This is a genomic window from Methanolobus mangrovi (assembly GCF_031312535.1).
GTDB classification, from domain to species: Archaea; Halobacteriota; Methanosarcinia; order Methanosarcinales; family Methanosarcinaceae; genus Methanolobus; species Methanolobus mangrovi.
In genome coordinates this window covers 2,165,305-2,192,014 of record NZ_CP133594.1, presented here as the reverse complement: position 1 = coordinate 2,192,014, position 26,710 = coordinate 2,165,305, and the positions used below count along the sequence as shown (strand labels likewise).

The following is a 26,710-nucleotide window of genomic DNA, read 5'->3' as shown; positions in this document are numbered from 1 at the left end:
TATTTTATTAACTAAATACTATTTTATCTATTTGTCTAACCCTGAATTAATACTACCAGGTTGAATAATGGTTGTTGATGTTGATATATGCGGTTTGAAGGTTGGCGATGAGCACCCTGTAAGATTAATGGGTGTCATCAACCTGAGCAAAGAATCCTTTTACAAGGGTTCTGTTGTGAGTAATGAATCTCTTCTTGATGTAGCACAGAAAATGATTGACAGCGGTGCAACCATATTGGACATAGGTGCACGGTCAACATGGCCTCTTGCAAATCCTGTAATTGGAGAAGAAGAGGAATTGAACCGCATGATCCCTGCTCTGGATATCCTGAAGGATAATGTGGATGCCCTCATTTCCGTGGATACGGTATATGCCAGTGTTGCAGAAGAATCACTTAAACACGGTGCGGATATTGTCAATGATGTTTCAGGATTCACCACCGATCCACGCATGATTGATGTTGTGGCAGAATATGATTGCCCTGCAGTTGTTATGGCATCTGAGGAAATCCCAGGGGATCCAATAGGAATGGATGCGATCATGAATTCCCTTGCAGCCATAATTGACAAAGCAGATTCAAAGGGAATGAACACGGATAAACTCATACTGGACCCTGCCATCGGAAAATGGATCCCTGAAAAGGACCCGATATTTGATTTTGAGACCATCGACCAGTTTGAGAGCCTTAAAGTATTCCACAAGCCACTGCTTGCGGCTGTTTCTAGAAAGTCATGCATCGATGCCGTACTTCACAAACCGGCAAGTGAAAGGCTATACGGTAGTCTTGCAGCAACGGCAATCGTTGTTCACAAAGGGGCACATATCATAAGGACACATGATATCCCTGAGACAAAGGATGTTGTTGAAGTTGCAAGAGCAATGAGGAAAAAAGAACAGCCTGTAAGATCAGGGGACTTTGAAGTGTCCATAATGGACATTGTTCATCCTGATGACGCTGAATATCTCATGAAAAGTATGGGTGTCACGGGCACAGGTGCTAAGGTCATGAAGAACAAGACCATAAGTAAAGTGATACGTGTGAACAATATCACGACTACTGAAGCACTGATAATCAAGCAGGAGATACTGGCAAGGGGAGGAGATGCCGCCCTTGAGCGTGATGCTGTATCCCATGAGACTGAAAGGACAGATGTGATCATAATAGGTACACTCCTGCAATTCGAGAAACTTGTCCACAAGCTCTCATTCCAGGCACGCCAGCTTCCGCTCATTGCTGAGATGATAGCAGAGGCTCTTGAGAATGATATGGATGTGGAACACCGTTACCTGAGGGATATTTGAGGAAAATATGATAATCTCGTCTGCAAAACCATTTGAAGAGATACTTGAATTATTAAAAGATGAAGATGACATTTTTGTCATAGGCTGCAATGCATGTGCTGCAAAACAACATCTTGGCGGCGAGCCGGAAGTTATCGAAATGTGCCAGCACCTGGAAGAAGCAGGAAAGCATGTTGTCGGCGGGGTTATCCCCAGTGCCGCCTGTAGTGTGGCATCCTTTGATTCACTTATTGAAAAGAACCCTGCCATAAAGAATGCAAAAACCATCCTTGTCATGGCATGTGGCAGTGGAGTATCTATCATATCCGGTCTTGCAGAAACACCAGTCTACCCCTCGAACAACACACAGTCCCTTGGGGGACGTTCGCAGGGAGAAGTGGTTCCTGAACTCTGCGCCATGTGTGGTGATTGCAACATCTATTATTTTGGCGGAATCTGTCCAAAAGGACAATGTCCAAAACAACTTCTTAACGGTCCATGCGGCGGTTCTATCGACGGGAAGTGTGAAGTTGATCCTGAAAAGGACTGTGTCTGGGAACTTATTTTCAGGAAACTGGAAAAGGCTGGTAGGCTTGACCTGCTGGAAAAAGTATGGACGGTAGAAGAGATAATTGAATAATTGTTTTAAATTTGAATCTGATTCCGGAAAATATTCCTCATTGCTAAATGTAAACCTAAATTGCCTACTGCGATGATTTTAAAAATCAAACCTGCATATACCACTAAGATGTCCCGGACCTTCAAAGACAAACTTACATCAAACGATTTTCTAATTACAGCAGAGGTCAGTCCCCCGAAAGGAACAGACCTTAGCGGAGTTCTTAATGATGCTGAACTTCTCAGGGACTGGGCTGATGCGCTCAATGTTACCGATAACCAGAAGGCTGTCATGCGTATGAGTCCACTTGCAGTTAGCAAAGCACTGGTAGATGCAGGTCATGAAGTAGTAATGCAGCTTACATGCAGGGACAGGAACAGGCTTGCACTGCAATCCGACCTGCTCGGGGCATACGCAATGGGCATCAGGAACATCTGTGTGATGACAGGGGACCATACTACAAAGGGTGACCATCCACGGACAAAGCCTGTCTATGACCTGGACTCCGTGCAGCTTCTTGCAATCATTAAAAAGATGCAGGAAGGTTACGATCTTGCAGGGAACATGATCGGTAATCCACCTGATTTTGTGGTTGGTGCTGTTACAAATACTGATTCTTCGAAGACAGCACAGATGATGAAACTGCGGAAAAAGACAAAAATGGGACTTGATTTCATTCAGACCCAGGCTGTTTACGATATCGCACAGTTTGAAGCTTTTATGGAATCAATCGGTGACATCAAAGTTCCGATAATTGCCGGAGTTATTCCGCTTAAATCCGCAAATATGGCACGTTTTATGAATCAGAATATCCCTGGAATCAATGTGCCTGCTGAAATTATAGACAGGATCGAAAAAACTGAGAAACCTGTCGAAGAAGGCATGTCCATATGTGCAGAAGCCATAGATGAATTAAGTAAACTCTGCCGTGGAATTCACATAATGCCAATTGGTAAACACGATAATACAGCAAACATACTAAAAATGGCTGGCATCAGGAAGAACAACCAATGATAAAAACGCAGATAGACCATGCAAAAAATGGCACCCTCACACCCGAGATGCTTAAAGTTGCAAAAACAGAGGGAATGGAAGAAGAACTTGTCAGGGAGAGAGTTGCAAACGGCAGCCTCGTTATAATGACACGCAAAGGTTGTCCACCTATTGCTATTGGAAAGGGTGCCAGCACCAAGATCAATGTGAACCTTGGAACATCTTCAGCTGCAATTGACCCTGAATCCGAAATGGAAAAGGTGAAGATAGCGCAGAAATATGGTGCAGCGACCATTACAGATCTTTCCATGGGAGGAGATATCTCAGCCATCAGGAAAATGGTGTTTGAGAACACAGAACTTCCTGTCACAACCGTTCCCATCTACCAGACAATTGTTGAATGCGGGATGGACAATGTCACCTTTGATGACATCCTTTCATACCTCAAAAAGCATGTTGAAGAGGGAGTAAGTTCAGTACTTATCCATTGTGTTGAAAGGAGAATGCTGGAAAAGCTGAAAGGCTCCGGGAGAGTCATGGGTATGGTATCCAAAGGCGGCTCCTTTACCAGCAGTTTCATGCTTCTCAATGATTGTGAGAATCCATTCATAGAACATTTTGATGAGATCATGCAGATTCTCAGGGAAAATGATGTTGTACTCTCTCTTGGCAATACCATGAGAAGTGGATGCATACACGACCTGAAGGATACTGCCCAGTTAATGGAGATAGAAACGAATGCCGCCCTTGCAAAAAGAGCAAATGAGATGGGTGTGCAGGTGATCATTAACGGAATGGGCGGACACATCCAGGCATCAGAGATACCGGATTCTGTCAGATTGTACAAGGAAAAAGCTGACTTCCCATTATTTGTAGCCGGTCCACTGCCAACTGATATTGCTGTCGGGTATGACCATGTAGCAGGAGCTGTAGGTGCAAGCATGGCAAGTGGTGCAGGTGCTGATTATCTCTGTTATATTACGCCTGCAGAACACCTCTCACTTCCAAACCCTGAACAGGTAAAAGAAGGACTTATCACTTTTAAGATAGCAGCCCACATCGGAGACTCCATGAAATACGGTTTAAGTGACAGTGATCTCATGCTTGCCAGAAAGAGGGCCATTTTTGACTGGAAAGGACAGGCAGAACTTGCCATTGATCCTGACAGGCCGGCACAGATGTGTCCTGAGGAAGGACCCTGTTCAATGTGTGGAGATTATTGCGCTATAAAGATCATGAAAAATTACCTTTCAGGGGATGAATGATGCAGGCAGGTTTCCCATCCTTGCAGATGTTCGGCATCAAAACACCGCTAATAAGACCTGGCGACAACATTGCAGATATTATAATCGGTTCACTTGAAAAACAGGATATGCAATTCCAGGATAATGATGTTCTCATCATTGCCGAATCACCACTTGCAACATCCGAGAAGCGTCTTGTTTGTCTTGCAGATATTGATCCCGGAGAAAAAGCGAACAAACTTGCAGAGGAGTATCAGCTTGACGCCCGGGAAATGGAACTCATTCTTCAGGAATGCGACGAGATATTCGGTGGCGTTCCGGGAGCTGCACTTACCATCACAAAGGGAACACTGGCACCCAATGCCGGAATAGATGGCTCGAATGCACCGGAAGGTTATGTGGTTCTTCTCCCCAAGAATGCACAGGAAAGTGCAGGAAGGATCCGCAGGGAAATAAAAGATCGCTGCAAATGCAAGATTGGAGTTATTATTGGTGACAGCCGTACACAACCTCTTCGACTTGGCTGTGTTGGCATTGCTCTTGGAACCTCCGGTATGGTGCCGGTTGAGGACGCCAGGGGTACACTGGACCTTTTTGGAAAGGAAATGGTAATCACCCGCAAAGCAATGGCTGATAATCTTGTATCTGCGGCCCAGTTGCTAATGGGAGAAGCCGGGGAAAGCGTGCCTGCTGTACTTGTAAGAGGTGCACCTGTCCAGATAGTAGATGATGACATTGAAATGCCTTTGTTTTCCAGGGATGAGTGCATGTATTATAGCAACATCAGAAAAGCATAACTTTTTTTCAATTTCTTTTTTTAACCTGTAGCATGACTATAGGAATCTATAGAGTTACCATATTTGTTTTGAATATATAGCCCTACCAATAAATAGAACGACACATTTGCATACATATATTATTGGTACAAAATACAAATGAGCTGACCCCCATGTCCAATCGTTAAACCTTGAAAGAGGTTGGATGATAACATGGATAAGAGAACAAAAATTTTGTTTGTTTTTATTGTTGTAGGATTGATGGTCTTTGGAAGCGCTGCTTCTGCAATGGCTGGAAAAGATACTGACAATAAATGGAATGGTAACGATCACAAAAATACAGACAACTCAAATTCAAACAGAGAGATAAAGAACGTTATCGTGATGGTACCTGACGGATGTTCACAGAGTGTCCAGACACTGGCACGCTGGTACAGTGGAGATGAACTTCAACTTGACAGCATGGTTTCTGGAATGGTCTCTACCTATATGGCTGATTCCATTATAACAGACTCTGCTTCTGCAGCAACTGCTTTTGCTACCGGATACAAGACTTCAAACGGCTTTTTGAGCGTTGGACCAAATAGCGCTACCCTGTTAAACACAGTCGATGAATCTGCAATGGCTGAAGATTATGTGCCGCTTGCAACTGTCCTTGAAGGTGCTAAACTTGAAGGAAAGGCCACAGGACTTGTAGCAACATCTGAAATACCACATGCTACCCCGGCAGCTTTTGCATCCCATACAGATTCAAGAAAATCATATGATGATATTATCGAACAGATGGTCTATGAAGACGTTGATGTTGTCTTTGCTGGCGGGGAGGACTTCCTCTACGAAGCTCGCGGTGATGGGGAAAATCTCATTGAAGTCCTTGAGGAAAAAGGATACCAATTCGTTGTCACCGAAGATGAAATGATGGAAGTAGGGTCAGGAAAAGTATGGGGAATGTTTGCAGACAAAGCAATGTCTCCTGAAAATATAAGAGAGGAAAGCACCCCGGAACAGCCAACCATTGAAGAGATGACCACAAAAGCAATTGAACTGCTCTCACAGGACAAAGATGGATTCTTTCTTATGGTTGAAGGCAGTCAGGTCGACTGGGCAGGACATGCAAATGACCCTGTTTACATGGTAACCGACTTCCTTGCATTCGACGAAGCTGTAGAAGCGGCTGTTGAATTTGCGGAAGAGGACGGACACACACTGGTAATCGTATTCCCTGACCATAACACTGGCGGGATGACAATCGGAAAACGTGGTACATCATACACTGACCTTACAGTGGAAGAACTTGTAGACCCTCTTATGAATGGGGAAAGTGACAATGAGATCGGATGGACTACAGGCGGACATACCGGCGATGACGTACCTCTCTGGTCATACGGCCCAAACAGGCCTATCGGTCTTTTCGATAACACTGAACTTGCAACATATGTTGCTGATGCATTCGGTTTCGTTCTTGATGATGTAAGTGTGGAACTATTTGTCGATGTTGAAAAGGCTTTCCCGGGAATGTGGGAACTTGACACAACGGACACAAAGAATCCTGTCCTTATCATCACATACAACAACAAGGTTGCTGAACTTCCTGTAAACAAGAATGTGATGAACATTGACGGCGGCGCTGAGATTTATCTCAATGGTGTAGTGGTCTATGCACCAAAAGCTGACAACGGCAATGGTAAGGTATTCATTCCACAGGATGCAGTGGATGCTTTGAAAATCTGAGAATTTAATTGTATATTCGGGAATCTTTTCCCATTTTTCTTTTTTACAGTCCACTTATTGCATTTCACCGATCAGGAGATTAATTGCCTGATTGTAAGCATAAACATGACCCATTATTATAATAATAATCGGTATCAAACGCCAACATATTTGAAAAACTATTAATAGTAACACCCTCAAGAAAAACTGTTCCTTGAGAACAATGACTGCGAAAACAAGTGAATACTTATGGGAGACCTGATCAAAGAATCAATTGTTGCAACAATACTGGTTATTGCAACATTCTATCTCTGGAATGGTGGGAGAAATAACAAAGCTATTGCCAATAGTGGATGGCAAATGATAGTTGCAGGTTTCATGTTCCTGTCAATTGGATACATTGTTGATGCCTTTGATGATATATGGTTAATTGAGAAATATATAGAAAGCACTATTTTCGAGGAGATACTTGAAAATTTATTTGGTGAGATCATTAGTTATATCCTTATTGCACTTGGAATAATCAAGTGGATGCCCACGATTGCAAGTTCAAGTATTATGGAAAAAGAAGTGCATGAACACCGTATCACACAGAAGGAACTCAATAAAAAGACATCAAAGCTTACAGGACTCTTAAATTCCATCCCGGATATGGTCTTTTTCAAGGATATGGAAGGAAAATATCTTGGCTGCAATCCCTCTTTTTCAGATTTTTTAAATATCCCGGCAGAACATATCGAAGGAAAAAGTGACCATGAGCTCTTCCCGGAAGAGAAGGCAGAGTTTTCCTATAATCATGATATGGAAGTCATAAGGTCAGGACAGGTCCTAAAATATGAGGAGTGTGTTGATGATACCTGCAAAGAGATATTTTTCGAAACTGTTAAGGCTCCGCTTTATGATGCTGATGGAAATTCCATAGGCCTTGTTGGGATCAGCAGGGATATAACTGATCATAAGGAGATTGATGAGTTGATCCGGGCAAGAATAGAAGCGGAAACTGCCAGCAATGCAAAGAGTGATTTTCTTGCGACTATGAACCATGAACTGAGAACTCCGCTCAATTCCATAATGGGTTTTTCAGATGTCATGCTCAGTGGAATGGCAGGCGAGATAACAGAACAACAGGAAAAATACCTGAAAAATATAGCTGTCAGCGGAAAACATCTTCTTGAACTCATCAATAATATCCTTGATCTTTCAAAGATCGAAGCTGGAAGAATGGAGCTTGACCCCGAGCAGTTCATAATCACCGAGATCATTGATGAAGTGATGGGAGTTATCACTCCACTTGCAATTAAAAAAAGAATAGCTATCGATGTCAATTATGCAACTGAAATACAGATAATCAATGCTGACAAGCTAAAGTTCAAACAGATAATTTACAATCTTATGAGCAACGCCATTAAATTCACTTCAAATAATGGCTCTGTAAAAGTATCCGTACAGAATTCTGAAAACATAATTCATATTGAAGTCATGGATACGGGCATTGGTATTTCAGAGGAGAATCAGAAACATCTTTTCCAGCCATTCAGGCAAATCGATAATGGAATTAATCGTCATTATGAAGGAACCGGGCTGGGGCTTGCTCTTGTAAAAAGCTTTGTAGAGCTGCATGGTGGCAAAATATGGGTGGAAAGCCAGGTTAAAAAAGGATCTAAATTTATATATGAAATACCGATTCAACCTATAATGGCCAATACTTTTGAGAATTAAGACTTTTTCATTTGCAAAAAATGATTTTTGTGAGAAAATAGTTTAGCTATTGCTTGCCTGCTTATTTTATAATAATATATGAAAAGATATTATTAAGACTCCTTTTTCAAAAAAAGAACTAAATAGAACTTATTTTGGCAAAAATGAAACGACATATTTATATAAGGTTATCCTGTCAAAACTAAAGGACGATAATTTTAACCATTTTTTTTAAATTGAGGAATTACAATTCATAGACAAAAAAAGATAGAAGTACGCAATCTTGTCAAGATATTTGGCAAAACCCCACAAAAAGCAGTCTCTTTGGTAGAGCAGGGAGTCTCAAAGCAGGAAATTTTTGAAAGAACCAGACAGACAGTCGGCCTTTATAAAGTGAACTTTGATGTTTACGAAGGTGAGACTTTTGTACTCATGGGACTCTCGGGTTCGGGAAAATCAACTCTTTTGCGCTGCCTGAACCGCCTTATAGATCCAAGTGACGGACATATCCTCGTTGACGGGGATGACATTGCCACCATGGATGATAAAGAGCTAAGGCAAGCAAGAAGAAAAAAAATGAGCATGGTCTTCCAGAGTTTCGCTCTTCTGCCTCACAGGACCGTTATCGATAATGTTGCCTTTGGACTTGAGATACAGGGCATCCCAAAAAAAGAAAGATATGCTAAGGCTGAAGAGGCTATTTCCAAGGTTGGCCTGAAGGGTTATGAAACAAGCAAAACATCACAGTTGAGTGGTGGTATGCAACAGAGAGTAGGGCTTGCAAGAGCACTTGCAACTGACCCCGATGTCCTGCTTATGGATGAAGCATTCAGTGCACTTGACCCACTTATAAGGTCTGAGATGCAGGATGAATTGCTTGCACTTCAGGATAAGCTCAAAAAAACTATTGTTTTCATATCCCATGACCTGGATGAAGCTCTCAAACTGGGGGACCGTATCGCAATCATGAAGGATGGGGTCATTGCCCAGATAGGAACTGCAGAGGAAATTCTTACCAACCCGGCGGATGATTACGTTTCAGAATTCGTTGCCGGTGTGGATAGAACCAAGATACTCACAGCAGAAAATGTCATGAAACGACCTGAACCTGTAGTATCCATCAACGCAGGACTTACAGTTGCCATGCAACTCATGAAGAAACATGGGATTTCATCCATATTCGCAGTTGATGCTGATAAGAAAATCAAAGGGATACTTCTTATTGATGATGCTGTTCAGGCTGTGAAGGACAAGAAAACATTGCATGATGTGTTAGTTACAGACGTGCCGGTTGTTGCACCCGACCTACCCGTGAGGGACATAATCCCGATGGTAGCAGACAGCAATTTCCCGCTCGCTGTGATAAATGATAATGAGAAACTCATAGGAGTTATAGTCAGAGGCAGTATACTTGGTGCCCTGGCAATAAAGGAGGATGATCAGAATGGTCTTACCTGAACTCCCCATAGGAGAAACTGTTGAATCAGGTGTTTACTGGCTGAATGATAATTTCGGTTTTTTGATGGATATCTTTAGTGAATTCATCGACATGCTAATATCTGGATTCAAGGATATTTTATTGTTCCTACCGCCTGTTGTATTCATCTTTATTGTTACTGTATTTGTTTATCTGGTTTCCAGAAGGGACCTGAAACTTGCAGCAGGAGCTGCAATAGGATTTTTGCTCATCGAGAATATGGACCTGTGGAAACTGTCCATGGAAACCATAGCCCTTGTATTATCATCAGGACTTGTGGCTTTATTGATAGGCATCCCCACAGGTATTCTGGCTGCAAAGAATGAAACTGTGTTCCATGTTGTCAAGCCAGCACTTGATTTCATGCAGACAATGCCTTCTTTTGTGTATCTGATCCCTGCAGTGATATTCTTTGGACTGGGTAACGTCCCAGGGCTTGTTGCAACTATCGTGTTTGCAATGCCACCGGCCATCCGGCTTACGAACCTGGGAATCAGGCAGGTTCCTGTAGAGCTAAGCGAAGTTGCAAACGCATTTGGCACCACATCGTTGCAAAAGCTCTTCAAGGTGGAATTACCCGTGGCACTCCCTACTATAATGGCAGGTGTTAACCAGTGTATCATGCTTTCACTTTCAATGGTTGTTATTGCAGCTATGATCGGTGCACGTGGACTTGGATACCAGGTACTTGTGGGCATTCAGAGAGTGAATATTGGTCAGGGATTTGAAGCTGGTCTTGCAATTGTGATCATTGCAATTCTACTTGACAGACTGACACAGAACATGACACCTAAAAAATGAAAATAAATCATATTTACAGACCTTGTGGTCTTTTTTACAGAATATATTAAACGTTGTGATAAAATGAAAAGCGAAATAAAAGCCCTTTCAGTAATCTTAATGCTGGCCATGCTGGTCATGGTAAGCGGATGTACAGACCAGGGCACAGGCGAGGCCGGAGCAGAAGAAACAACCGCTACAAAGGAAGCAACTATCAGTTATGTTCTCTGGGATGGAGAGATAGCCAGTACTAACGTCATGAAACTTGTTCTTGAAGAAGCAGGTTATGATGTGGAGATCATTGCTGTAGATGCAGGTGCACTCTATCAGGGACTTGCAGACAGCCAGTTCGATTTTACAACTTCTGCATGGCTTCCACAAACCCAGAAGAACTACTGGGAAACATATGGAGATGACATTGACAGTGTTGCAGTCAACCTTGAAGACTGCCGCATTGGTCTTGTTGTTCCAACATACGTAACCATCGATTCAATCGATGAACTCAATGACAATAAAGAACAGTTCAATGGTGAGATCATAGGCATCGACCCGGGAGCTGGAATCATGTCTACAACAGAAAGTGCGATCGAGAACTACAGTCTTGATTATGAACTTGTTGCAAGCAGCAGTGCAGGTATGGCAGCTGAGCTTAAGAACTCAATAGCAGATGAAGAGTGGGTTGTTGTTACACTCTGGTCACCTCACTGGGCATTCAACAGCTTTGAACTGAAATACCTTGAAGATCCAAATGGTGTTTATGGTGAAGCAGACCACGTTGAAACCCTTGCAAGAGTAGGTCTCTCAGAAGATGATCCTGAACTCTACGAGATCATTGGTAGATTCCAGTGGACACACGATGATATCCAGTCTGTCATGTCAGACCTTGCAGCCGGCATATCAGAAGAAGAAGCTGCTCAGAAATGGGTAGATGCAAATCCTGAAAAAGTAAGCGAATGGATTGGAGAGAACTGAGGTTCTCTCGTTTTTTTCTTTTTTATAAATTGATATTAGATAAGATGAAAATGAATCAGGTTTCATCAAAATAATCCAAATCAATTTTCTTGACATCATATGTCTTTACAGTAGAAACACCTACATTATATTCAATCATAAGCTTGGCTAAATTAGAACCATCAATTAACACGATATTTCCTGTCTGTTTAGCATAATCTTCAGCTTCTTTTGAGAAGTTTGCTGTTGTAATAAACACGCCTTTCTTAGCTCGTTTCCCTATGAGAGCACCCGCAAACTTTTGAATTTCAGGTCTACCTACGGTGTTCTCCCACCTCTTAGCTTGAATATAAATGACATCTAAACCAAGGCGATCTTCCTTGATTATCCCATCAATTCCTCCATCACCGCTTTTGCCAATTGCTTGACCAGCATCTTTACGAGAACCTCCATAGCCAATTTTAGTCAATACATCTACGACAAGTTTTTCGAAAAAAGAAGGAGAGTAATCTTTAATTGTATCCAACATTTCAGATATCAGTTCTTCGTGTAATTTCAGGTAATTGTTTTCAATTAATTCTTCGGGGTCCAATTCTTCATTTGTAACTGTTGAAAGTGGAACTTTTGAAGAGTTGTTAGTATTAATAAAATCATTAAATTCATTGAATTTTGATAAGTAATTTACGTTAATAGTATCAGGTTTTTCAGATAATACATCCAGCCCTCTCTTAGTTATAAAAAAGTATCCTCTTTTTTTAGAGTCAATTAAACCTGCTTTTTTTAAATAAGTACGAGCCCAACCTACACGATTGTCAAAAATTGCTTGTTTTCCACTTGGCAATAATTCTTTCCTTTCACTATCAGAAAGATTAAAAACAATTGCAAGTGCCTCAATTGCATCACGCTTATGATGCTCACATTCATCTGAAGCATACCTAAGAAAGGGAAGCATAATTGATAATCAGGGATAACCAAGTAATCACATCCTTTATAATATTGCATACATTCAAACTAAAAAAGTAATGATTTGTTTTTATTGTTCCGCTTCTTCCAATCCATAAGCTTGCATTATCATGTGATACTCATTAGCAGGCATCCTTGAGTAGAATGCTCTTTTGATGACCTCACTTAATGATGGATGGATGTCCATAGCATACATTATCGGATGGATGTCCTGACTTTCAGTGTACATCAAAGGGATTATCTGGTGAATCAGCACCGAAGCCTGAGGGCCTATTATATGTGCACCGAGAATCTTCTGGGCTTTGCTATCAAGGATAACTTTCACAAATTCATCACCTAAGGACATTGCAATACCTTTGGCTGTTTCCTGGAAACGATAGAAACCGATCACCATATTCCCCTCTCCATATGTGTCAATGACCTGTTTCTCAGTCATTCCAACACTGGCTATTTCAGGATAGGAGAATACAGCATGTGGAACCGCATGATAGTCTACCTTTGCCTTCTTTTTCAGGGCAGCGTTGTAGTAGACAACTGATGACTCATGGTTTGCAACATGCTTGAACAGGTATTTTCCATTTGCATCGCCAAAAGCCCATATATTTTTCATGGATGTTTCAAGGTGTTCATTGACCTTTATCCAGCCATGTTTATCAGTCTCAATACCTCCAAGTTCGGGTTTGAGTATGTCAGTGTTCGGACTTCTGCCAGTGGCAACCAGTATATCAGTGGCCGTAACTTCTTTTTCCTCGCCGGTCTGGCGATGTTTTGCAATAACGGTCTTGCCTTCTGATAATGATGATCTTACTTCCACAACCTCATAACCGGTGAGAATTTCCATGTACTCTGACATCATCTTCTTTGCAAGGGTAGATACTTCCGGCTCCTCTTCCGGAATGAACTGGGTATTTCTGCCGATAACGGTGACCTTTGAACCCATGGCCGAGAAGAAATGTCCGTATTCAGCCGCAATGTAACCTCCACCAATTATAGCAAGGCTGGATGGAAGTTCGGTCAATTCAAGCACTTCATCGCTTGTAAGAAAACCAATCTCATCCAATCCTTTTACAGGGGGTATGGCAGGCTTTGAACCTGTACACAGAAAAATCATTTTTGCACTGATGGTCTCTTCACCAACTTTCATGGTATAAGGGGAAACAAACTCGGCTACTTCGTTGTAGAAATCCATTCTATGAAGATGAGTGTAACTATGCCTGATGCTTTCGATGTCTCGTGATATTGAACTACGCATTCTGTTCATTACTGCTTTGAAATCAATACTTCCGATTGATGCTTTGATACCAAAATCGCCTGTTTTTCCAATATCCCTTACAAGCTCTGCGGGGTAAAGGAGCATTTTTGATGGAACACAGCCTCTTGTAAGACAGATTCCTCCCGGTTCATCCTTGTCAATTAGAGCAACCTTCATTTCAGGATCTGCATCCATCATTGCACTAACATAATTCATCCCGGAGCCTGTACCTATTACAATAAGATCATATTCTTTCATCTGATTCCCCACAGTATAATATTCCTATGAACATTGGTTGTTAATCCGTATAATCATTTCTGACAGTTTTGAGATTATTCAGTCGAAAAGCAGGATGAAGAAGATATCTAGGTGAAGGTTTCCCGTTACCTGACAGATAAATATTAGATGATTATAATATTAGTATAGTGCAAGAGAAATATAGGACAGTATCATATGACACATGAAGGACAGAACAACGAGGAAAGAGAACAACTGGCCAGTAGAATTGGTTTCCTGTTAATCTCAGCAGGTTGTGCCATCGGACTTGGCAACATATGGCGTTTTCCATATATCACAGGAAAATACGGAGGAGCTGCTTTTGTTCTCATTTATCTTGCATTTCTCATATTACTTGGATTTCCAATTCTCCTTATGGAATATTCTATTGGAAGAGCAGGGAAACTGAACATTGCCGGTGCGATGAGAAAACTGGAACCAAAGGGTAGCAAATGGCATCTGTTTGGATATATGGGTATTATAGGAAATATCCTGCTTGTAATGTTCTATACTACGGTAGCCGGATGGGGACTTGCATACATATATTATTCGATCACCGGAAGTTTCAACGGACTTGGACCGCAGGAAATAGGCAGCTTTTTTGGAACTTTTCTCAGTAAAACATTAGAGATAGTTTTCTGGATGGCTCTTGTTGTTATTAGTGGGTTCTGGGTGTGCTCAAAAGGACTTCAAAAAGGTGCTGAAAGGGTAAGCAAGAATCTTATGGCTGGAATGTTTATAATATTGCTGATCCTTGTCTTTAAATCAGTAACTCTTCCAGGAGCTTCTGCAGGAATTGCCTTTTATTTGAAACCTGATTTCAGTTTGATAGGCAAGGAAGCTGTTTATGCAGCCATGGGACAGGCTTTCTTTACATTGAGTGCAGGTGCCGGGGGAATGGCAATATTTGGAAGTTACATTGGAAAAGAGCGTTCTCTTCCCGGAGAAGCGATCAATGTGGTTGCACTTGATACGTCTATTGCCCTTCTTGCAGGACTGGTTATATTCCCTGCTGCTTTTGCTTTTGGAATTGATGCAGGCTCCGGACCTGAACTCATTTTTGTAACCCTCCCCAATATATTCAATCAAATGACTGGAGGGCAGGTATGGGGTTTTCTTTTCTTTATCTTCCTTTCCTTTGCTGCAATGTCAACAGTTATCGCTATTTTTGAGAATATAATGGCTTTTACAATTGATGAATGGGGATGGAAGCGCAAAAAAGCGGCCCTTGTTAATACTATTGGAATATTCATTCTCTCACTTCCATGCGCGCTTAGCTTTGGTCCTCTGAGCAGCATACAGCCCTTGGGACCAGGTAGTGGAATACTTGATCTGGAGGATTTTATCTTTACCAGCAATATTCTTCCGATCGGGGCTTTATCGATAGTTATGTTCTGCACCCTGAAGATGGGATGGGGATGGGATAAATTCGTAAAGGAGGCAAATGCCGGAAAAGGAAAGAAAATACCTGAATGGATCAGTCCATATGCAAGATATGTATTATCCCTTATCGTTCTGACAATACTGGTACAGGGATGGGTGAACCTATTGAGATAAAGAAATCAGAGCAAAAAAAGTTAAATGAGGCCTATGAAACCTCATTTATTGAACAAGAGAGAAACATTTCATCTAAATATCTTATGTTATATAGGTGCTTTTGAGTATATTATTAAATTAATATAAGAACAAGGCTGTATGCGAAATCCAATAATTAAATTTCGCTCTATAGATCACTGATAGAACATATCGCCATAAGCATGCATACTCAGAGGAAAATAACATCAGTAGTTACCATAAAACAAACAAAAGTAAGAATAACAAATAGATTAGTTACAGTAAAAACCAGTTAGAAAAAGTTATTGTTTATGAGTGAGTTGGCAGCGATCCAGAGTTCCCGAAGACTCTCGTACTTCAGTACAGTAAGGAACGCTGGCAGGCTTATCTTCTGTGTTCGGGATGGGTACAGGAATCTCCCTGCCGCTATGGCCGCCAAACTCTCTCATGATGAATTATAAGTGGTAAATAATTAATGGTTATGAATGAAATATGCTGAAAAAGCAGTTTTAGTTATTGTTTATGAGTGAGTTGGCAGCGATCCAGAGTTCCCGAAGACTCTCGTACTTCAGTACAGTAAGGAACGCTGGCGGGCTTATCTTCTGTGTTCGGGATGGGTACAGGAATCTCCCCGCCGCTATGGCCGCCAAACTCTCTCATAATGAATGGTAAATGGTAAAGCCAAGGTCCGGATTCGAACCGGAATGGAATCGCTCTGCAGGCGATTGCGTAGCCGCTCCGCCACCTTGGCAACGAGCGATTCATAAATGAATCAATTGCACTTATACTTTACCTTGAGGTCATGTATATTAAACATGCACATATCAGATTTCGCCTGGACAAAGCAAGACGGACAGGCACGGGTTATTAGTAGCCGCGGACTGAACACCTCGTTGCCTTGGTGCGTACATCCCGACCCTATCAAACCGGTCTTTTACCGGGACCCTTAACGTAGTCTCTTTTCAAGTCAGATTTCGAGCTTAGATGCATTCAGCTCTTATTCCTTAGCGCGTAGCTGCTCAGCAATGCCCTGTCGGACAACTGATACACCAGTGGCGCCGCTACTCTGTTCCTCTCGTACTAAAAGTAGCTTACCCTCAGACTACAGACACCTCTAGTAGATAGTAACCGACCTGTCTCACGACGGTCTAAACCCAGCTCACGATCTCCTTTAATAGGCGAACAACCTCACCCTTGGCCGCTGCTGCACGGCCAGGATGGAAAGAACCGACATCGAAGTAGCAAGCTGCCGGGTCGATATGTGCTCTTGCCGGCAACAACTCAATTATCCCCGGGGTAACTTTTCTGTCATTTTTGGCTCGCACCAAGCGAGCACAAAAGTTCGCTAGAACCGACTTTCGTCTCGTCATCCACTACTGTGCTGAATAACGTCAGGCTGACTTATGCTCTTGCACTCTTCAGTGGGTTTCCGACCCACTTGAGTCAACCTTTGTGCGCCCTTGATATCTTTTCAAGGGCGTCCCGCCCCAGGCAAACTGCCCACCTATCGGGGTCCTCCTCTCGGAGTTAGGGTCGTAATTTCAGAAGGGTAGTGTCCCAACGGCGACTCCAGTGATGCTGGCGCACCACCTTCGATGTCTCCTACCTACACTGTACATCCAAAATCACAACCCAACGACAGGCTGCAGTAAAGCTCCACGGGGTCTTCACTTCCCCCTAGAGGTCTCTAGACTGTGCACTAGAAAGTAAGCTTCACCGGACTCTGGCTAGGGACAGTAGAGCTCTCATTGATCCATTCATGCAAGTCGCCAATTAAGCGACAAGGTACTACGCTACCTTAAGAGGGTCATAGTTACCCCCGCTGTTTACAGGCCCTTCGATCCGTTGAACCGGAGTTTCAGGTACCTGCACTGAGCAGGATTCAGAGATCGTACTAGCCCTTACGGGTTTGCGATCTCCTATGTTGATATTAGACAGTTAGAGCTCTCTTGTCACTGCGACCTGCTGTCTTCACAGCAGGCACTCCTTCTCCCGAAGTTACGGAGCTAATTTGCCGAATTCCCTTAGCCAAATTGTATCCGACACGCCTTAGCCTTTTCAGCTAGGGGCACCTGTGTCAGTTCTCGGTACGGACCCTTGACTTCCTTTTCACGGGTTCCCGGGTGCAGCTGACTTTCGCCATAACACATTCGCCCGCTTCTCGCCATTACGGCTCTCCACGGGATTCGGTGCTTAGACGGCGCGACGGCGCCGCTCAACCTGCCCAAAAACGTCAGTTTATTGTCAAGAGGTACAGGAATATTAACCTGTTTCCCTTTCGGCGTACTCGAATTACGGTACGTCTTAGGACCGACTAACCCTCGGCTGACGATCATTGCCGAGGAAACCTAGCCCCTTCGGCGGATAGGATTCTCACCTATCTATGCTGTTACTATTACCAGGATTTTCGTTTCCGCACGGTCCACAGGACTTCACAGCCCTGCTTCTGCCCGAACGCAACGCCTTCCTACGAGATCACCTTGCGGTGCTCCGTGGTATCGGTGGTCGACTTGAGCCCCGTCCATTTTCGGGGCCCCAAACCTCGACTGGTGGGCTGTTACGCACTCTTTAAAGGATAGCTGCTTCTAAGCTAACCTTCCAGCTGTCTAGGGCTTAGGACGCCCTTTAGTATTAACACTTAGTCGACACTTGGGGACCTTAACCACGGGCTGGGTTGTCTCCCTTACGGACTACAAGCTTACCCCAGTAGTCCGGACTCCAACTTTCTTAGACGACGGTGAGTTTGGAGTTTGACAAGTGGCTGAGGAATTTCTTCCCCGGGACCACCAATCAGTGCTCTACTTCACCGACTATCTCCAGTTAGGTCATGCTTCGACATGTTTCGGAAGGAACCAGCTGATGCCGGGTTAGATTAGCCTTTCACTCCGAGACGCAGGTCACACGAATGATTTGCAGATCAATACCGCTTGCGGTCCTCCACGTAGCTTTCGCCACGCTTCAACCTGCCCACGCCTAGATCACCCGGCTTCGGGTCGTACCCTAATGACTCCACGCACTTGTATACGCCGCTCCTCGCCTTACGGCTGCGAGCATGTTGCTTTCGCTTCGGCTTCCTATGTAAAAAGTTAGCCATCGCCATTTGAATACACTCCCTGGCCCGTTCTTCAAAACGTAAGATATGACATTGGCAATAACGCCCGTACTGCAGCCTCGCGGCTGTTTCCTTCGCGTTAAAGATCCTTTAACGCCATATCGCTCCATCGCCTCCAGGTTTCAGGCACTTTTAACCTCCCTTCTTGGGGTACTTTTCAGTTTTCGGTCACCCTACTAGTTCACTATCGGTCTCAAGAAGTATTTAGTTTTGGAAGTTGGTGCCTCCCAAATTCACGCGGGAATTCCGACCCACGTTACTCAGGCCACATTCCAGATCCTTTGGTTGTTATTTACGTGACTATCACACTCTTTGGTCTAACGTTCCAGAAAAGTTCAATTCCAACCAAGTGGGATCTTTAGAAAAGGCCTACAACACCACATCTCCCGCACGTTACCGGCGGGATTCAGTTTGAACTGTGCCGTGTTCATTCGCCATTACTAGCGGCATCTCTTCGATTTCTTTTCCTGCCCCTACTAAGATGCTTCAATTCGGGGCGTTCCCGATCATTACTGATCAACACACAAAATGTGTTAGGAAGACCCATTAGGAGATCCCAGGTTCATAGGCTCCATGCACCTACCCTGGGCTTATCGCAGCTTGGCACGTCCCTCATCAGCCCTTGAGCCGAGCCATCCACCTGAAGGCATATTTACCAGAGTCCATCTCACTTTGTCCAGTGAGCGTCTGATATATGCATGCATATACACGATCTCATTGCAGCCGTTGTTGCTTCGACCACTTCATCCTTCCCCGAAAAAGTTACTTCTCGGGTGCACTAAATAATGGACTTGCTGGGATTCGAACCCAGGGCCTTCGCCTTGCAAAGGCGACGATCTCCCAACTGATCTACAAGCCCTCCTGGATTCGCCTTTTTTGAATCCATGTAGATTATTTCGGATTTGACAGTTTTTCGATTTCTGACCGGTAAGTGGTGATCGGCGTTGTGCCGATCTGCTTAGGAGGTGATCCAGCCGCAGATTCCCCTACGGCTACCTTGTTACGACTTAACCCCCCTTGCGAAATTTAGGTTCGAACACGGCACTAGGTCCGTGCCCTCACCCATACCTCACTCGGGTGGTTTGACGGGCGGTGTGTGCAAGGAGCAGGGACGTATTCACCGCGCTATATTGAAACGCGATTACTACGGATTCCAGCTTCATGAGGGCGAGTTACAGCCCTCAATTCGAACTAAGGCCGGGTTTATGAGATTACCAACCCCTTTCGGGGTAGGAGCCCATTGTCCCGGTCATTGTAGCCCGCGTGTAGCCCTGGAGATTCGGGGCATACTGACCTACCGTAGCCCGCACCTTCCTCTGGTTTAGCACCAGCGGTCCCCACAGAGTACCCATCATCCCGAAGGATATGCTGGCAACAGTGGGCACGGGTCTCGCTCGTTGCCTGACTTAACAGGATGCTTCACAGTACGAACTGACGACGGCCATGCACCTCCTCTCAGCGATTCAGGTAAGACCTTCAGCCTGACCTACATATTGCTGTCGCCCCAGGTGAGTTTTCCGGCGTTGAGTCCAATTAAACCGCAGGCTCCACCCGTTGTAGTGCTCCCCCGCCAATTCCTTTAAGTTTCAGCCTTGCGGCCGTACTTCCCAGGTGGCTCGCTTCACGGCTTCCCTGCGGCACCTGAAACGGTCGCACCGTCCCAGACACCTAGCGAGCATCGTTTACGGCTGGGACTACCCGGGTATCTAATCCGGTTCGTGCCCCCAGCTTTCGTCCCTCACCGTCGGACCCGTTCTGGTAAGACGCCTTCGCCACTGGTGGTCCCACAAGGATTACAAGATTTCACTCCTACCCCTGTAGTACCTCTTACCTCTCCCGGTCCCAAGTCTGACAGTATCCCCCGGAAGCCTAACAGTTGAGCTGTCAGATTTCCCGGAAGACTGATCAAACCGGCTACGGACCCTTTAGACCCAATAATAGTGGCCACCACTCGGGCCGCCGGTGTTACCGCGGCGGCTGGCACCGGTCTTGCCCGGCCCTTGCTAACACATGCTATTTATACATGCGGACAGCCAACATAAGATGCTGGCACTCAGTATCCCCTTATCGCGGTTTCCCGCATTGTAAAGTTTTCGCGCCTGCTGCGCCCCGTAGGGCCTGGATTCATGTCTCAGAATCCATCTCCGGGCTCTTGCTCTCACAACCCGTACCCGTCGTCGGCTAGTAGGTACACTACACCCACTACAACCTGATAGGCCGCAGATTCATCCTAAGGCGCCGGAGCTTTTGACCACAGAACATTCCAGTATCTATGGTATATTAGGGATTATCACCAGTTTCCCGGAGTTATACCTAACCTTAGGGCAGATTATCCACGTGTTACTGAGCAGTACGCCATGTTTACGAAAAACATTTGACTCGCATGGCTTAATCGAATACTGATAGCAGTGACCTCTGGCAGGATCAACCAGAATTGTTAATCCACACACAAAAGTATATTATTTTGGAAGTCATTTAAGGAATCATTAGGAAAGAACTCTCACTAGAGAATTTCTTTTCACATGCACTTAGTTGGTTAATTCCAATTATTTAGTAGTTATTCACTACCGGTCAGAATTAACCGAACTGCCAAATCCAACGTCAGACAAGAAATAACTCTTGCCTCCACTTGTTAAAAGGCGGTGATTGTAAGTTCCCGCGTGATTCACGCGGACTCCTTCAAAGGACATCATCCTATATATACCTTCCGAATCAGGAGATTCGAAGGCAAAGGATGAACCTTTGTGACACCTGCCCGATGAAATGAAATTAGTACTTCATCATATGCTTCACGTAGAGTTATTATCATGATGCAGTGACGCACCATTGTGCTCAACGCGAGCACCCTTACAAGTCAATGCTCATATAAAAGGGTTGCGGAGATGTTCACAATTATACCGTCCCACATAACTACAAGATTTGGGAAGTATACGGAAGTGTTTTATAACATAAACTACAAGCCGGAATGATTAATATGAATTCAACCGTAGAACTGAGGGATCGCTTTTTACAGCGATAAACCGCTTATAAACACACACAAGACTATTTTTGACACGACACTGCGTGACGGTGAACAAACACCTGGCGTATCACTAACCAATGAGCAAAAACTCAAGATTGCCCGGCAACTGGACAAACTTGGTGTTGATGTGCTCGAAGCTGGTTTCCCGGTCTCTTCGGATGGCGAAAGGCAGAATGTAAGAGCCATAGCCAATGAAGGTCTGAGTCTCGATGTCTGTGGTCTTGCCCGCGTCCTTACAAAAGATCTGGACGCCTGCATAGATTGTAATGTTGATATGATACATACATTTGTATCAACTTCCGACATCCAGAGGATACACACTATTAAGAAGAGCAGGGAAGAGGTTGTCGCCATGGCAGTAAATGCCGTGGAATACATCAAAGACCATGGCGTAAAATGCATGTTCTCAGCCATGGATGCTACCAGGACCGACCTTGACTACCTGATAGAGGTATACAAAGCCGTAGAAGGAGCAGGTTGCGATATAATAAACGTACCTGACACCGTCGGCATAATGGCACCTTCCTCAATGTATCAGCTCGTGAAGAACATCAACAACGAAGTGAACATACCAATAGATGTCCATTGTCACAATGACTTTGGAATTGCTGTTGCAAACAGCCTCATGGCAGCAGAAGCTGGCGCCAGCCAGATACAGGTAACAATAAATGGTATCGGAGAACGTGCCGGTAATGCAAACCTCGCAGAAGTAGTGATGTGTCTGCATTCCATATATGGTGCAAAGACCAATATCAACACTGAATACCTGCTTGAAACCGCAAAGATGGTTGAGAATTACACTGGCATACACATGCCGGCAAATACTCCAATCGTCGGTGACAATGCATTCGCCCATGAGTCAGGCATACACACCCATGGAGTTCTTGAAAAATCCGATACTTTCGAACCCGGCATAATGACCCCTGAAATGGTGGGTCACAAACGTCGTATAGTAATAGGCAAACATGCAGGCAAGCATGCTGTCAAGAAATCACTGGAAGACATGGGCATCGAAACCACCGAAGAACAACTTGATGAGATACTTATCAGGATCAAGGACATAGCAAACAAGGGCAAGCGCATATGTGATGCGGACCTTCATGCTGTGGCATCTGCCGTCCTTGGAAGGAACCTCGGAAATGAGACCATAATACTGAAAGAGTTCTCTGTTATGACAGGTAACCTTACAACACCAACAGCAGTAGTAAGGGCGAAGATCGGTGATGAGGAAGCTGTTGCTTCCAACTTTGGAGTAGGGCCGATAGATGCTGCCCTCAAAGCAGTGGAACTTATGATTGGCGGATACACCAAGGTAAAAGTGCGTGATTTCAGCCTGGAAGCAATTACAGGAGGAAGTGATGCCCTTGCAGAAGTGACAATCTCAGTAGAAGATGAACACGGCCGTGTGGTCAGTGCACAATCAGCAAGTGCAGACATTGCCACAGCATCCGTGGACGCACTCATCACAGCCATCAATATACTTCTTGAAAAGAAGAAGCTCTGGAGCATGGAATAAACAAATATAAGGACCGTGTTCCCACGGTTCTTCACTTATTTTTTTATTTTCAATTCATTTTCAAAGCACTTTTTCTTGAACCGACTCATAGAACAGGTTCATATCTATATAATAAGACCAGAATTGAATACATATGAATTATGAAGTAATAGACTCTCATTGCCATCTTGATTTTCCAAAATTCAATAAGGATCGGCATGAGACAATTGAGAGAGCAAGAAAGAGCGGCGTAGTTGAGATGATAAACTCCGGCATAGACTACAAAACAAATGCTGATTCCCTTGAACTCGCCAGGAAATATGACTTCATACATGCCACGCTCGGACTCAGTCCCCAGATGGTGCCTGATGCAACTGATGATAAAATCAATCAGATACTGTCGCAGATGGAACGCAACATCGACAAAGCCATAGGTATTGGGGAAGCAGGACTTGATTTTTATTATTGCACCACAGATGCCGGAAGAAAAAGGCAGGAAGATGTATTCAGAAAGGTCATTGAAATTGCAGACAGGTACAACAAAACCCTAGTAATACACGGCAGAGATGGTGAAGACCTTGCACTTGAAATGACAAAAGACCTTGACAGGGTGGTCTTTCATTGTTACGGCGGCTCACTTGAAACCATGCAGAACATAATTGATGCAGGACACTACGTATCGGTGCCAACCCTCGTCTGCTTCTCAGAACACCATAAAGCAATCGCAAAGGATCTACCTCTTGAGAATATGCTCATAGAGACAGACAGCCCGTACCTCTCACCAAGAAAAGGACGGAATGAGCCGGCGTTCGTTCTTGATTCTGTTCCGGTGATAGCACATCTCAAAGACATCGATGAATCTGAAATAGCATTGGCGACAATGCAAAATACCCGCAGGGCATTTGAGCTCTAAATCCCATTCTTTTCTTAGGAGAATATACATGCAGGTCAAACATTTCAACACCGGTCTTTACGATGCAAACTCATACCTCATCAATGGAAAGATCCTGGTAGATACAGGAATGAATACAGAAGGACTGATGGCAGAGATCAGGAAAAACATAGACATAAAAGATCTTGAACTGATAATACTCACCCACTGTCACTACGACCACACAGCATCAGCAATGGAGATAGCACGCCTTAGTGGTGCAAAAATAGCTATCCATAAGGATGATGCCACTTTGCTGAAAAGTGATAACGTGAGTGCTGCTGCATTATTCGGATACAAAGCACCGCCCATTGAACCTGACATGCTTCTCAATGAAAGGGACAGAATACCCATTAATAATGACGAAGAACTGGAAGTCATCCACACACCCGGGCATACACCAGGAGGTATCTGCCTGTATGAAGCAAATTCAAAAAGCCTGTTTTCCGGAGATACGGTTTTTCCCAACGGAAGCATAGGACGCACGGATTTTGAGGGAGGCAATCGTTCACAATTGACTGAATCGATCAACAAGCTTGTGCAGCTTGATGTTAAGACACTTTACCCCGGGCATGGTGAAGTAACATCAAATGACGTGAACAAACAAATAGGATTCTCCCTCCGCATGTCTAAAAGCATATTATAAGGATGCAACATGAAACATACTAAAAATAGAAGAAAAGCTGATTCCTCAAAGTTCCTCCCGATGAGCCTTGAAGAAGCTAAACAGAAGGGATGGGATGAACTTGATATTATCATTGTCACCGGAGATGCCTATGTTGACCACCCTGGTTTCGGAACAAGCATCATAGGAAGAGTGCTTGAAGATGCAGGCTACAGAGTAGGAGTTATTGCTCAACCAAAATGGGATGATCCAGAAGACTTCAAAAAACTTGGTAAACCCCGCCTGTTCTTTGCCATTAGTGCCGGAAATACTGACTCAATGGTCAGCAATTACACCCCATCAAAAAGATTGAGGCATGATGACACATACTCCCCCGGAAATAAGGCAGGACTGCGACCAAACAGGGCGACTATCGTTTACTCCAATCGTCTGAAAGAAACGTATCCGGATACCCCCAGAGTGATTGGAGGTATTGAAGCATCCCTTCGCCGCTTTGCACAATATGATTACTGGTCTGACAAAGTGCGCCAGTCCATCCTTGCAGATGCGCCTGCAGACCTTATTGTTTATGGCATGGGAGAACTCCAGATACTTGAGATAGCAGACAAGCTCAACAAAGGCATCCCTGTTTCAGACATCACTGATATCGATGGAACCGTCTGGAAAACAGATATCAAATCGTGGAAAGAGAAACATGAAGAACTCCTGAAGGACCGCATAGAGATTCCACCATATATTGAGGTTTCAAAGAACAAGGAACTCTACGCAAAAGCATTCAAAATGGTCTTTGAGGAACAGGACCACATACGCGGTCACGGCATAATACAGGTTCATCCAAAAACAGTGGTAATCCAGAACAAGCCCATGCGACCACTTACACAGGATGAACTGGACCACGTATACGAACTTCCATTCACACGAGAAACACATCCCTCCTACGATGAAGTCGTTCCCGCCCTGGATCTGGTTAAATTCTCCATCAACACCCATCGAGGTTGTTTTGGAGCATGCTCGTTCTGTGCTATCGCCCTGCACCAGGGAAGGATGATACGCAGCAGGAGTATCGATTCCATTCTAAGGGAAGCTGAAGGTTTCAGGGAGATCAAAGGATTCAAAGGCACCATCAACGGACTTGGCGGGCCGTCTGCTAACATGTATGGAATGGACTGCAAGAACTGGAATGAAAAAGGAGTATGCAAGGATAAGATCTGCATTTACCCCAAAGCCTGCCCTTCCCTTGATACCAGCCACAAGAAACTCATAGAACTCATGCGCAGGCTCAGAAACCTACCGGATATCAAAAAAGTCTTTGTAGGTTACGGTGTACGCTATGACCTTGCGTTGCTTGATGAGGAATACATGGAAGAGCTATGTGCCCACCACGTCAGTGGACAGCTAAAGGTTGCACCTGAACACTATTGCGACAGTGTGACCGATGTCATGAAAAAACCTGACAGGGAAGTCTTTGAGAGATTTGAACATAAGTACAAGGAAATTAATAAGAAACTCGGCAAGGACCAGTACCTTGTGGCATTCCTTATGTCAAGCCACCCCGGATGTACACTCAATGATATGATAGAAACTGCAGAATACATAAGAGATACCGGGCGTTACACAAGACAGGTACAGGACTTTACACCTACACCTATGACATCTGCAACATGTATGTTCCACACAGGACTGGACCCTTTCACCGGGAAAAAGATATACGTGGCCACCTCTCAAAAGGAAAAAAGCATACAGAGGGCAATGTTGCATTACAAGGAACCTGCAAACTATAACCTTGTATATGAAGGACTAAAGCGTTCCAACAGACTTGACCTTGTAGGAAATTCCTGGAATTGTCTTATAGGCCGGAAAAAGGGAGGAAATAACGGTTGGTAACGTTCATCATAAAATCGTTACCTTTTTAATATAGATACGTTAACTGTATTTCAAACGTATGTCTCT

Annotated in this window: 17 protein-coding genes, 2 tRNA genes and 4 rRNA genes; 15 read left to right on the top strand and 8 right to left on the bottom strand. The window is 44.1% G+C overall.

The annotated features are described in order from the left end of the window. Positions 1-67: 67 nt before the first annotated feature. The 10 genes from folP to RE476_RS10500 all read left to right on the top strand — a co-directional run bounded on the left by folP (position 68) and on the right by RE476_RS10500 (position 11,551). Positions 68-1,303, top strand: coding sequence for a dihydropteroate synthase (folP, locus tag RE476_RS10545; protein ID WP_309307594.1), 1,236 nt, complete (start codon positions 68-70; stop codon positions 1,301-1,303). 7 nt (positions 1,304-1,310) lie between these two features. Continuing rightward, entirely contained in the window at positions 1,311-1,922 is a 612-nt protein-coding gene (locus RE476_RS10540; RefSeq protein ID WP_309307593.1) for a methylenetetrahydrofolate reductase C-terminal domain-containing protein, read from the top strand. A 108-nt stretch (positions 1,923-2,030) separates the two neighbouring features. Beyond that, on the top strand, positions 2,031-2,915 hold the full coding sequence (locus RE476_RS10535) for a methylenetetrahydrofolate reductase (protein WP_309307592.1): 885 nt from the start codon (positions 2,031-2,033) through the stop codon (positions 2,913-2,915). Next, positions 2,912-4,159: a phosphomethylpyrimidine synthase ThiC gene (gene thiC / locus RE476_RS10530; protein ID WP_309307591.1), complete on the top strand. Its 1,248-nt coding sequence runs from the start codon at positions 2,912-2,914 to the stop codon at positions 4,157-4,159. Before RE476_RS10535 ends, thiC begins: the two co-directional genes overlap by 4 nt. Then, the gene (gene cofE, locus RE476_RS10525) at positions 4,159-4,935 is read left to right on the top strand and encodes a coenzyme F420-0:L-glutamate ligase (RefSeq protein ID WP_309309604.1); all 777 of its coding nucleotides are present in this window, start codon (positions 4,159-4,161) and stop codon (positions 4,933-4,935) included. Before thiC ends, cofE begins: the two co-directional genes overlap by 1 nt. A gap of 192 nt (positions 4,936-5,127) precedes the next feature. Next, the gene (locus RE476_RS10520) at positions 5,128-6,645 is read left to right on the top strand and encodes an alkaline phosphatase (protein ID WP_309307590.1); all 1,518 of its coding nucleotides are present in this window, start codon (positions 5,128-5,130) and stop codon (positions 6,643-6,645) included. A 228-nt stretch (positions 6,646-6,873) separates the two neighbouring features. Continuing rightward, positions 6,874-8,343, top strand: coding sequence for a sensor histidine kinase (locus tag RE476_RS10515; protein ID WP_309307589.1), 1,470 nt, complete (start codon positions 6,874-6,876; stop codon positions 8,341-8,343). Positions 8,344-8,646: 303 nt separating this feature from the next. Beyond that, positions 8,647-9,780, top strand: coding sequence for a quaternary amine ABC transporter ATP-binding protein (locus RE476_RS10510; RefSeq protein ID WP_309307588.1), 1,134 nt, complete (start codon positions 8,647-8,649; stop codon positions 9,778-9,780). Further along, the gene (locus RE476_RS10505) at positions 9,767-10,600 is read left to right on the top strand and encodes an ABC transporter permease (protein ID WP_309307587.1); all 834 of its coding nucleotides are present in this window, start codon (positions 9,767-9,769) and stop codon (positions 10,598-10,600) included. The genes RE476_RS10510 and RE476_RS10505 overlap by 14 nt, the downstream gene beginning before the upstream one ends. 63 nt (positions 10,601-10,663) lie before the next feature. Continuing rightward, the gene (locus RE476_RS10500) at positions 10,664-11,551 is read left to right on the top strand and encodes a glycine betaine ABC transporter substrate-binding protein (protein WP_309307586.1); all 888 of its coding nucleotides are present in this window, start codon (positions 10,664-10,666) and stop codon (positions 11,549-11,551) included. Between the two features lie 55 nt (positions 11,552-11,606). On the opposite strand, the gene RE476_RS10495 is transcribed toward RE476_RS10500, so the two are convergent. Beyond that, on the bottom strand, positions 11,607-12,482 hold the full coding sequence (locus RE476_RS10495; RefSeq protein WP_309307585.1) for a restriction endonuclease: 876 nt from the start codon (positions 12,480-12,482) through the stop codon (positions 11,607-11,609). An 81-nt stretch (positions 12,483-12,563) separates the two neighbouring features. Next, positions 12,564-14,003, bottom strand: coding sequence for a dihydrolipoyl dehydrogenase (locus tag RE476_RS10490; protein WP_309307584.1), 1,440 nt, complete (start codon positions 14,001-14,003; stop codon positions 12,564-12,566). 195 nt (positions 14,004-14,198) lie between these two features. Here RE476_RS10490 and RE476_RS10485 point away from each other — a divergent pair, with 195 nt between their 5' ends. Then, positions 14,199-15,578, top strand: a complete 1,380-nt coding sequence (locus RE476_RS10485) for a sodium-dependent transporter (RefSeq protein WP_309307583.1) — start codon at positions 14,199-14,201, stop codon at positions 15,576-15,578. A 315-nt stretch (positions 15,579-15,893) separates the two neighbouring features. On the opposite strand, the gene rrf (RE476_RS10480) is transcribed toward RE476_RS10485, so the two are convergent. The 6 genes from rrf (RE476_RS10480) to RE476_RS10455 form a co-directional block, all read right to left on the bottom strand. Next, positions 15,894-16,015: ribosomal RNA gene (gene rrf / locus RE476_RS10480) — 5S ribosomal RNA — on the bottom strand. Between the two features lie 89 nt (positions 16,016-16,104). Then, positions 16,105-16,226, bottom strand: a 5S ribosomal RNA gene (gene rrf, locus RE476_RS10475). A gap of 28 nt (positions 16,227-16,254) precedes the next feature. Then, positions 16,255-16,326: transfer RNA gene (locus tag RE476_RS10470), tRNA-Cys, on the bottom strand. 98 nt (positions 16,327-16,424) lie between these two features. Next, positions 16,425-19,351: ribosomal RNA gene (locus RE476_RS10465) — 23S ribosomal RNA — on the bottom strand. Between the two features lie 122 nt (positions 19,352-19,473). After that, positions 19,474-19,546, bottom strand: a tRNA-Ala gene (locus tag RE476_RS10460). Positions 19,547-19,647: 101 nt separating this feature from the next. Next, positions 19,648-21,122 (bottom strand): 16S ribosomal RNA (locus tag RE476_RS10455). Together the 16S, 23S and 5S rRNA genes with 2 tRNA genes alongside form the textbook arrangement of a ribosomal RNA operon. A gap of 591 nt (positions 21,123-21,713) precedes the next feature. On the opposite strand from RE476_RS10455, the gene RE476_RS10450 reads away from it, so the two are divergent. The 4 genes from RE476_RS10450 to RE476_RS10435 all read left to right on the top strand — a co-directional run bounded on the left by RE476_RS10450 (position 21,714) and on the right by RE476_RS10435 (position 26,644). After that, positions 21,714-23,225, top strand: coding sequence for a 2-isopropylmalate synthase (locus tag RE476_RS10450; RefSeq protein ID WP_309309603.1), 1,512 nt, complete (start codon positions 21,714-21,716; stop codon positions 23,223-23,225). Between the two features lie 133 nt (positions 23,226-23,358). Beyond that, positions 23,359-24,117, top strand: a complete 759-nt coding sequence (locus RE476_RS10445; RefSeq protein ID WP_309307582.1) for a TatD family hydrolase — start codon at positions 23,359-23,361, stop codon at positions 24,115-24,117. Between the two features lie 28 nt (positions 24,118-24,145). Continuing rightward, entirely contained in the window at positions 24,146-24,781 is a 636-nt protein-coding gene (locus RE476_RS10440) for an MBL fold metallo-hydrolase (protein ID WP_309307581.1), read from the top strand. Positions 24,782-24,790: 9 nt separating this feature from the next. Beyond that, positions 24,791-26,644, top strand: coding sequence for a YgiQ family radical SAM protein (locus RE476_RS10435; RefSeq protein WP_406600965.1), 1,854 nt, complete (start codon positions 24,791-24,793; stop codon positions 26,642-26,644). Positions 26,645-26,710: the final 66 nt, after the last annotated feature.

Excerpts from the sequence above, each read along its gene's own strand:
- folP (WP_309307594.1), top strand. The coding sequence starts at position 68 with ATGGTTGTTGATGTTGATATATGCGGTTTGAAGGTTGGCGATGAGCAC.
- RE476_RS10540 (WP_309307593.1), top strand. The coding sequence starts at position 1,311 with ATGATAATCTCGTCTGCAAAACCATTTGAAGAGATACTTGAATTATTA.
- RE476_RS10535 (WP_309307592.1), top strand. The coding sequence starts at position 2,031 with ATGTCCCGGACCTTCAAAGACAAACTTACATCAAACGATTTTCTAATT.
- thiC (WP_309307591.1), top strand. The coding sequence starts at position 2,912 with ATGATAAAAACGCAGATAGACCATGCAAAAAATGGCACCCTCACACCC.
- cofE (WP_309309604.1), top strand. The coding sequence starts at position 4,159 with ATGCAGGCAGGTTTCCCATCCTTGCAGATGTTCGGCATCAAAACACCG.
- RE476_RS10520 (WP_309307590.1), top strand. The coding sequence starts at position 5,128 with ATGGATAAGAGAACAAAAATTTTGTTTGTTTTTATTGTTGTAGGATTG.
- RE476_RS10515 (WP_309307589.1), top strand. The coding sequence starts at position 6,874 with ATGGGAGACCTGATCAAAGAATCAATTGTTGCAACAATACTGGTTATT.
- RE476_RS10505 (WP_309307587.1), top strand. The coding sequence starts at position 9,767 with ATGGTCTTACCTGAACTCCCCATAGGAGAAACTGTTGAATCAGGTGTT.
- RE476_RS10500 (WP_309307586.1), top strand. The coding sequence starts at position 10,664 with ATGAAAAGCGAAATAAAAGCCCTTTCAGTAATCTTAATGCTGGCCATG.
- RE476_RS10495 (WP_309307585.1), bottom strand. The coding sequence starts at position 12,482 with ATGCTTCCCTTTCTTAGGTATGCTTCAGATGAATGTGAGCATCATAAG.
- RE476_RS10490 (WP_309307584.1), bottom strand. The coding sequence starts at position 14,003 with ATGAAAGAATATGATCTTATTGTAATAGGTACAGGCTCCGGGATGAAT.
- RE476_RS10485 (WP_309307583.1), top strand. The coding sequence starts at position 14,199 with ATGACACATGAAGGACAGAACAACGAGGAAAGAGAACAACTGGCCAGT.
- RE476_RS10445 (WP_309307582.1), top strand. The coding sequence starts at position 23,359 with ATGAATTATGAAGTAATAGACTCTCATTGCCATCTTGATTTTCCAAAA.
- RE476_RS10440 (WP_309307581.1), top strand. The coding sequence starts at position 24,146 with ATGCAGGTCAAACATTTCAACACCGGTCTTTACGATGCAAACTCATAC.
- RE476_RS10435 (WP_406600965.1), top strand. The coding sequence starts at position 24,791 with ATGAAACATACTAAAAATAGAAGAAAAGCTGATTCCTCAAAGTTCCTC.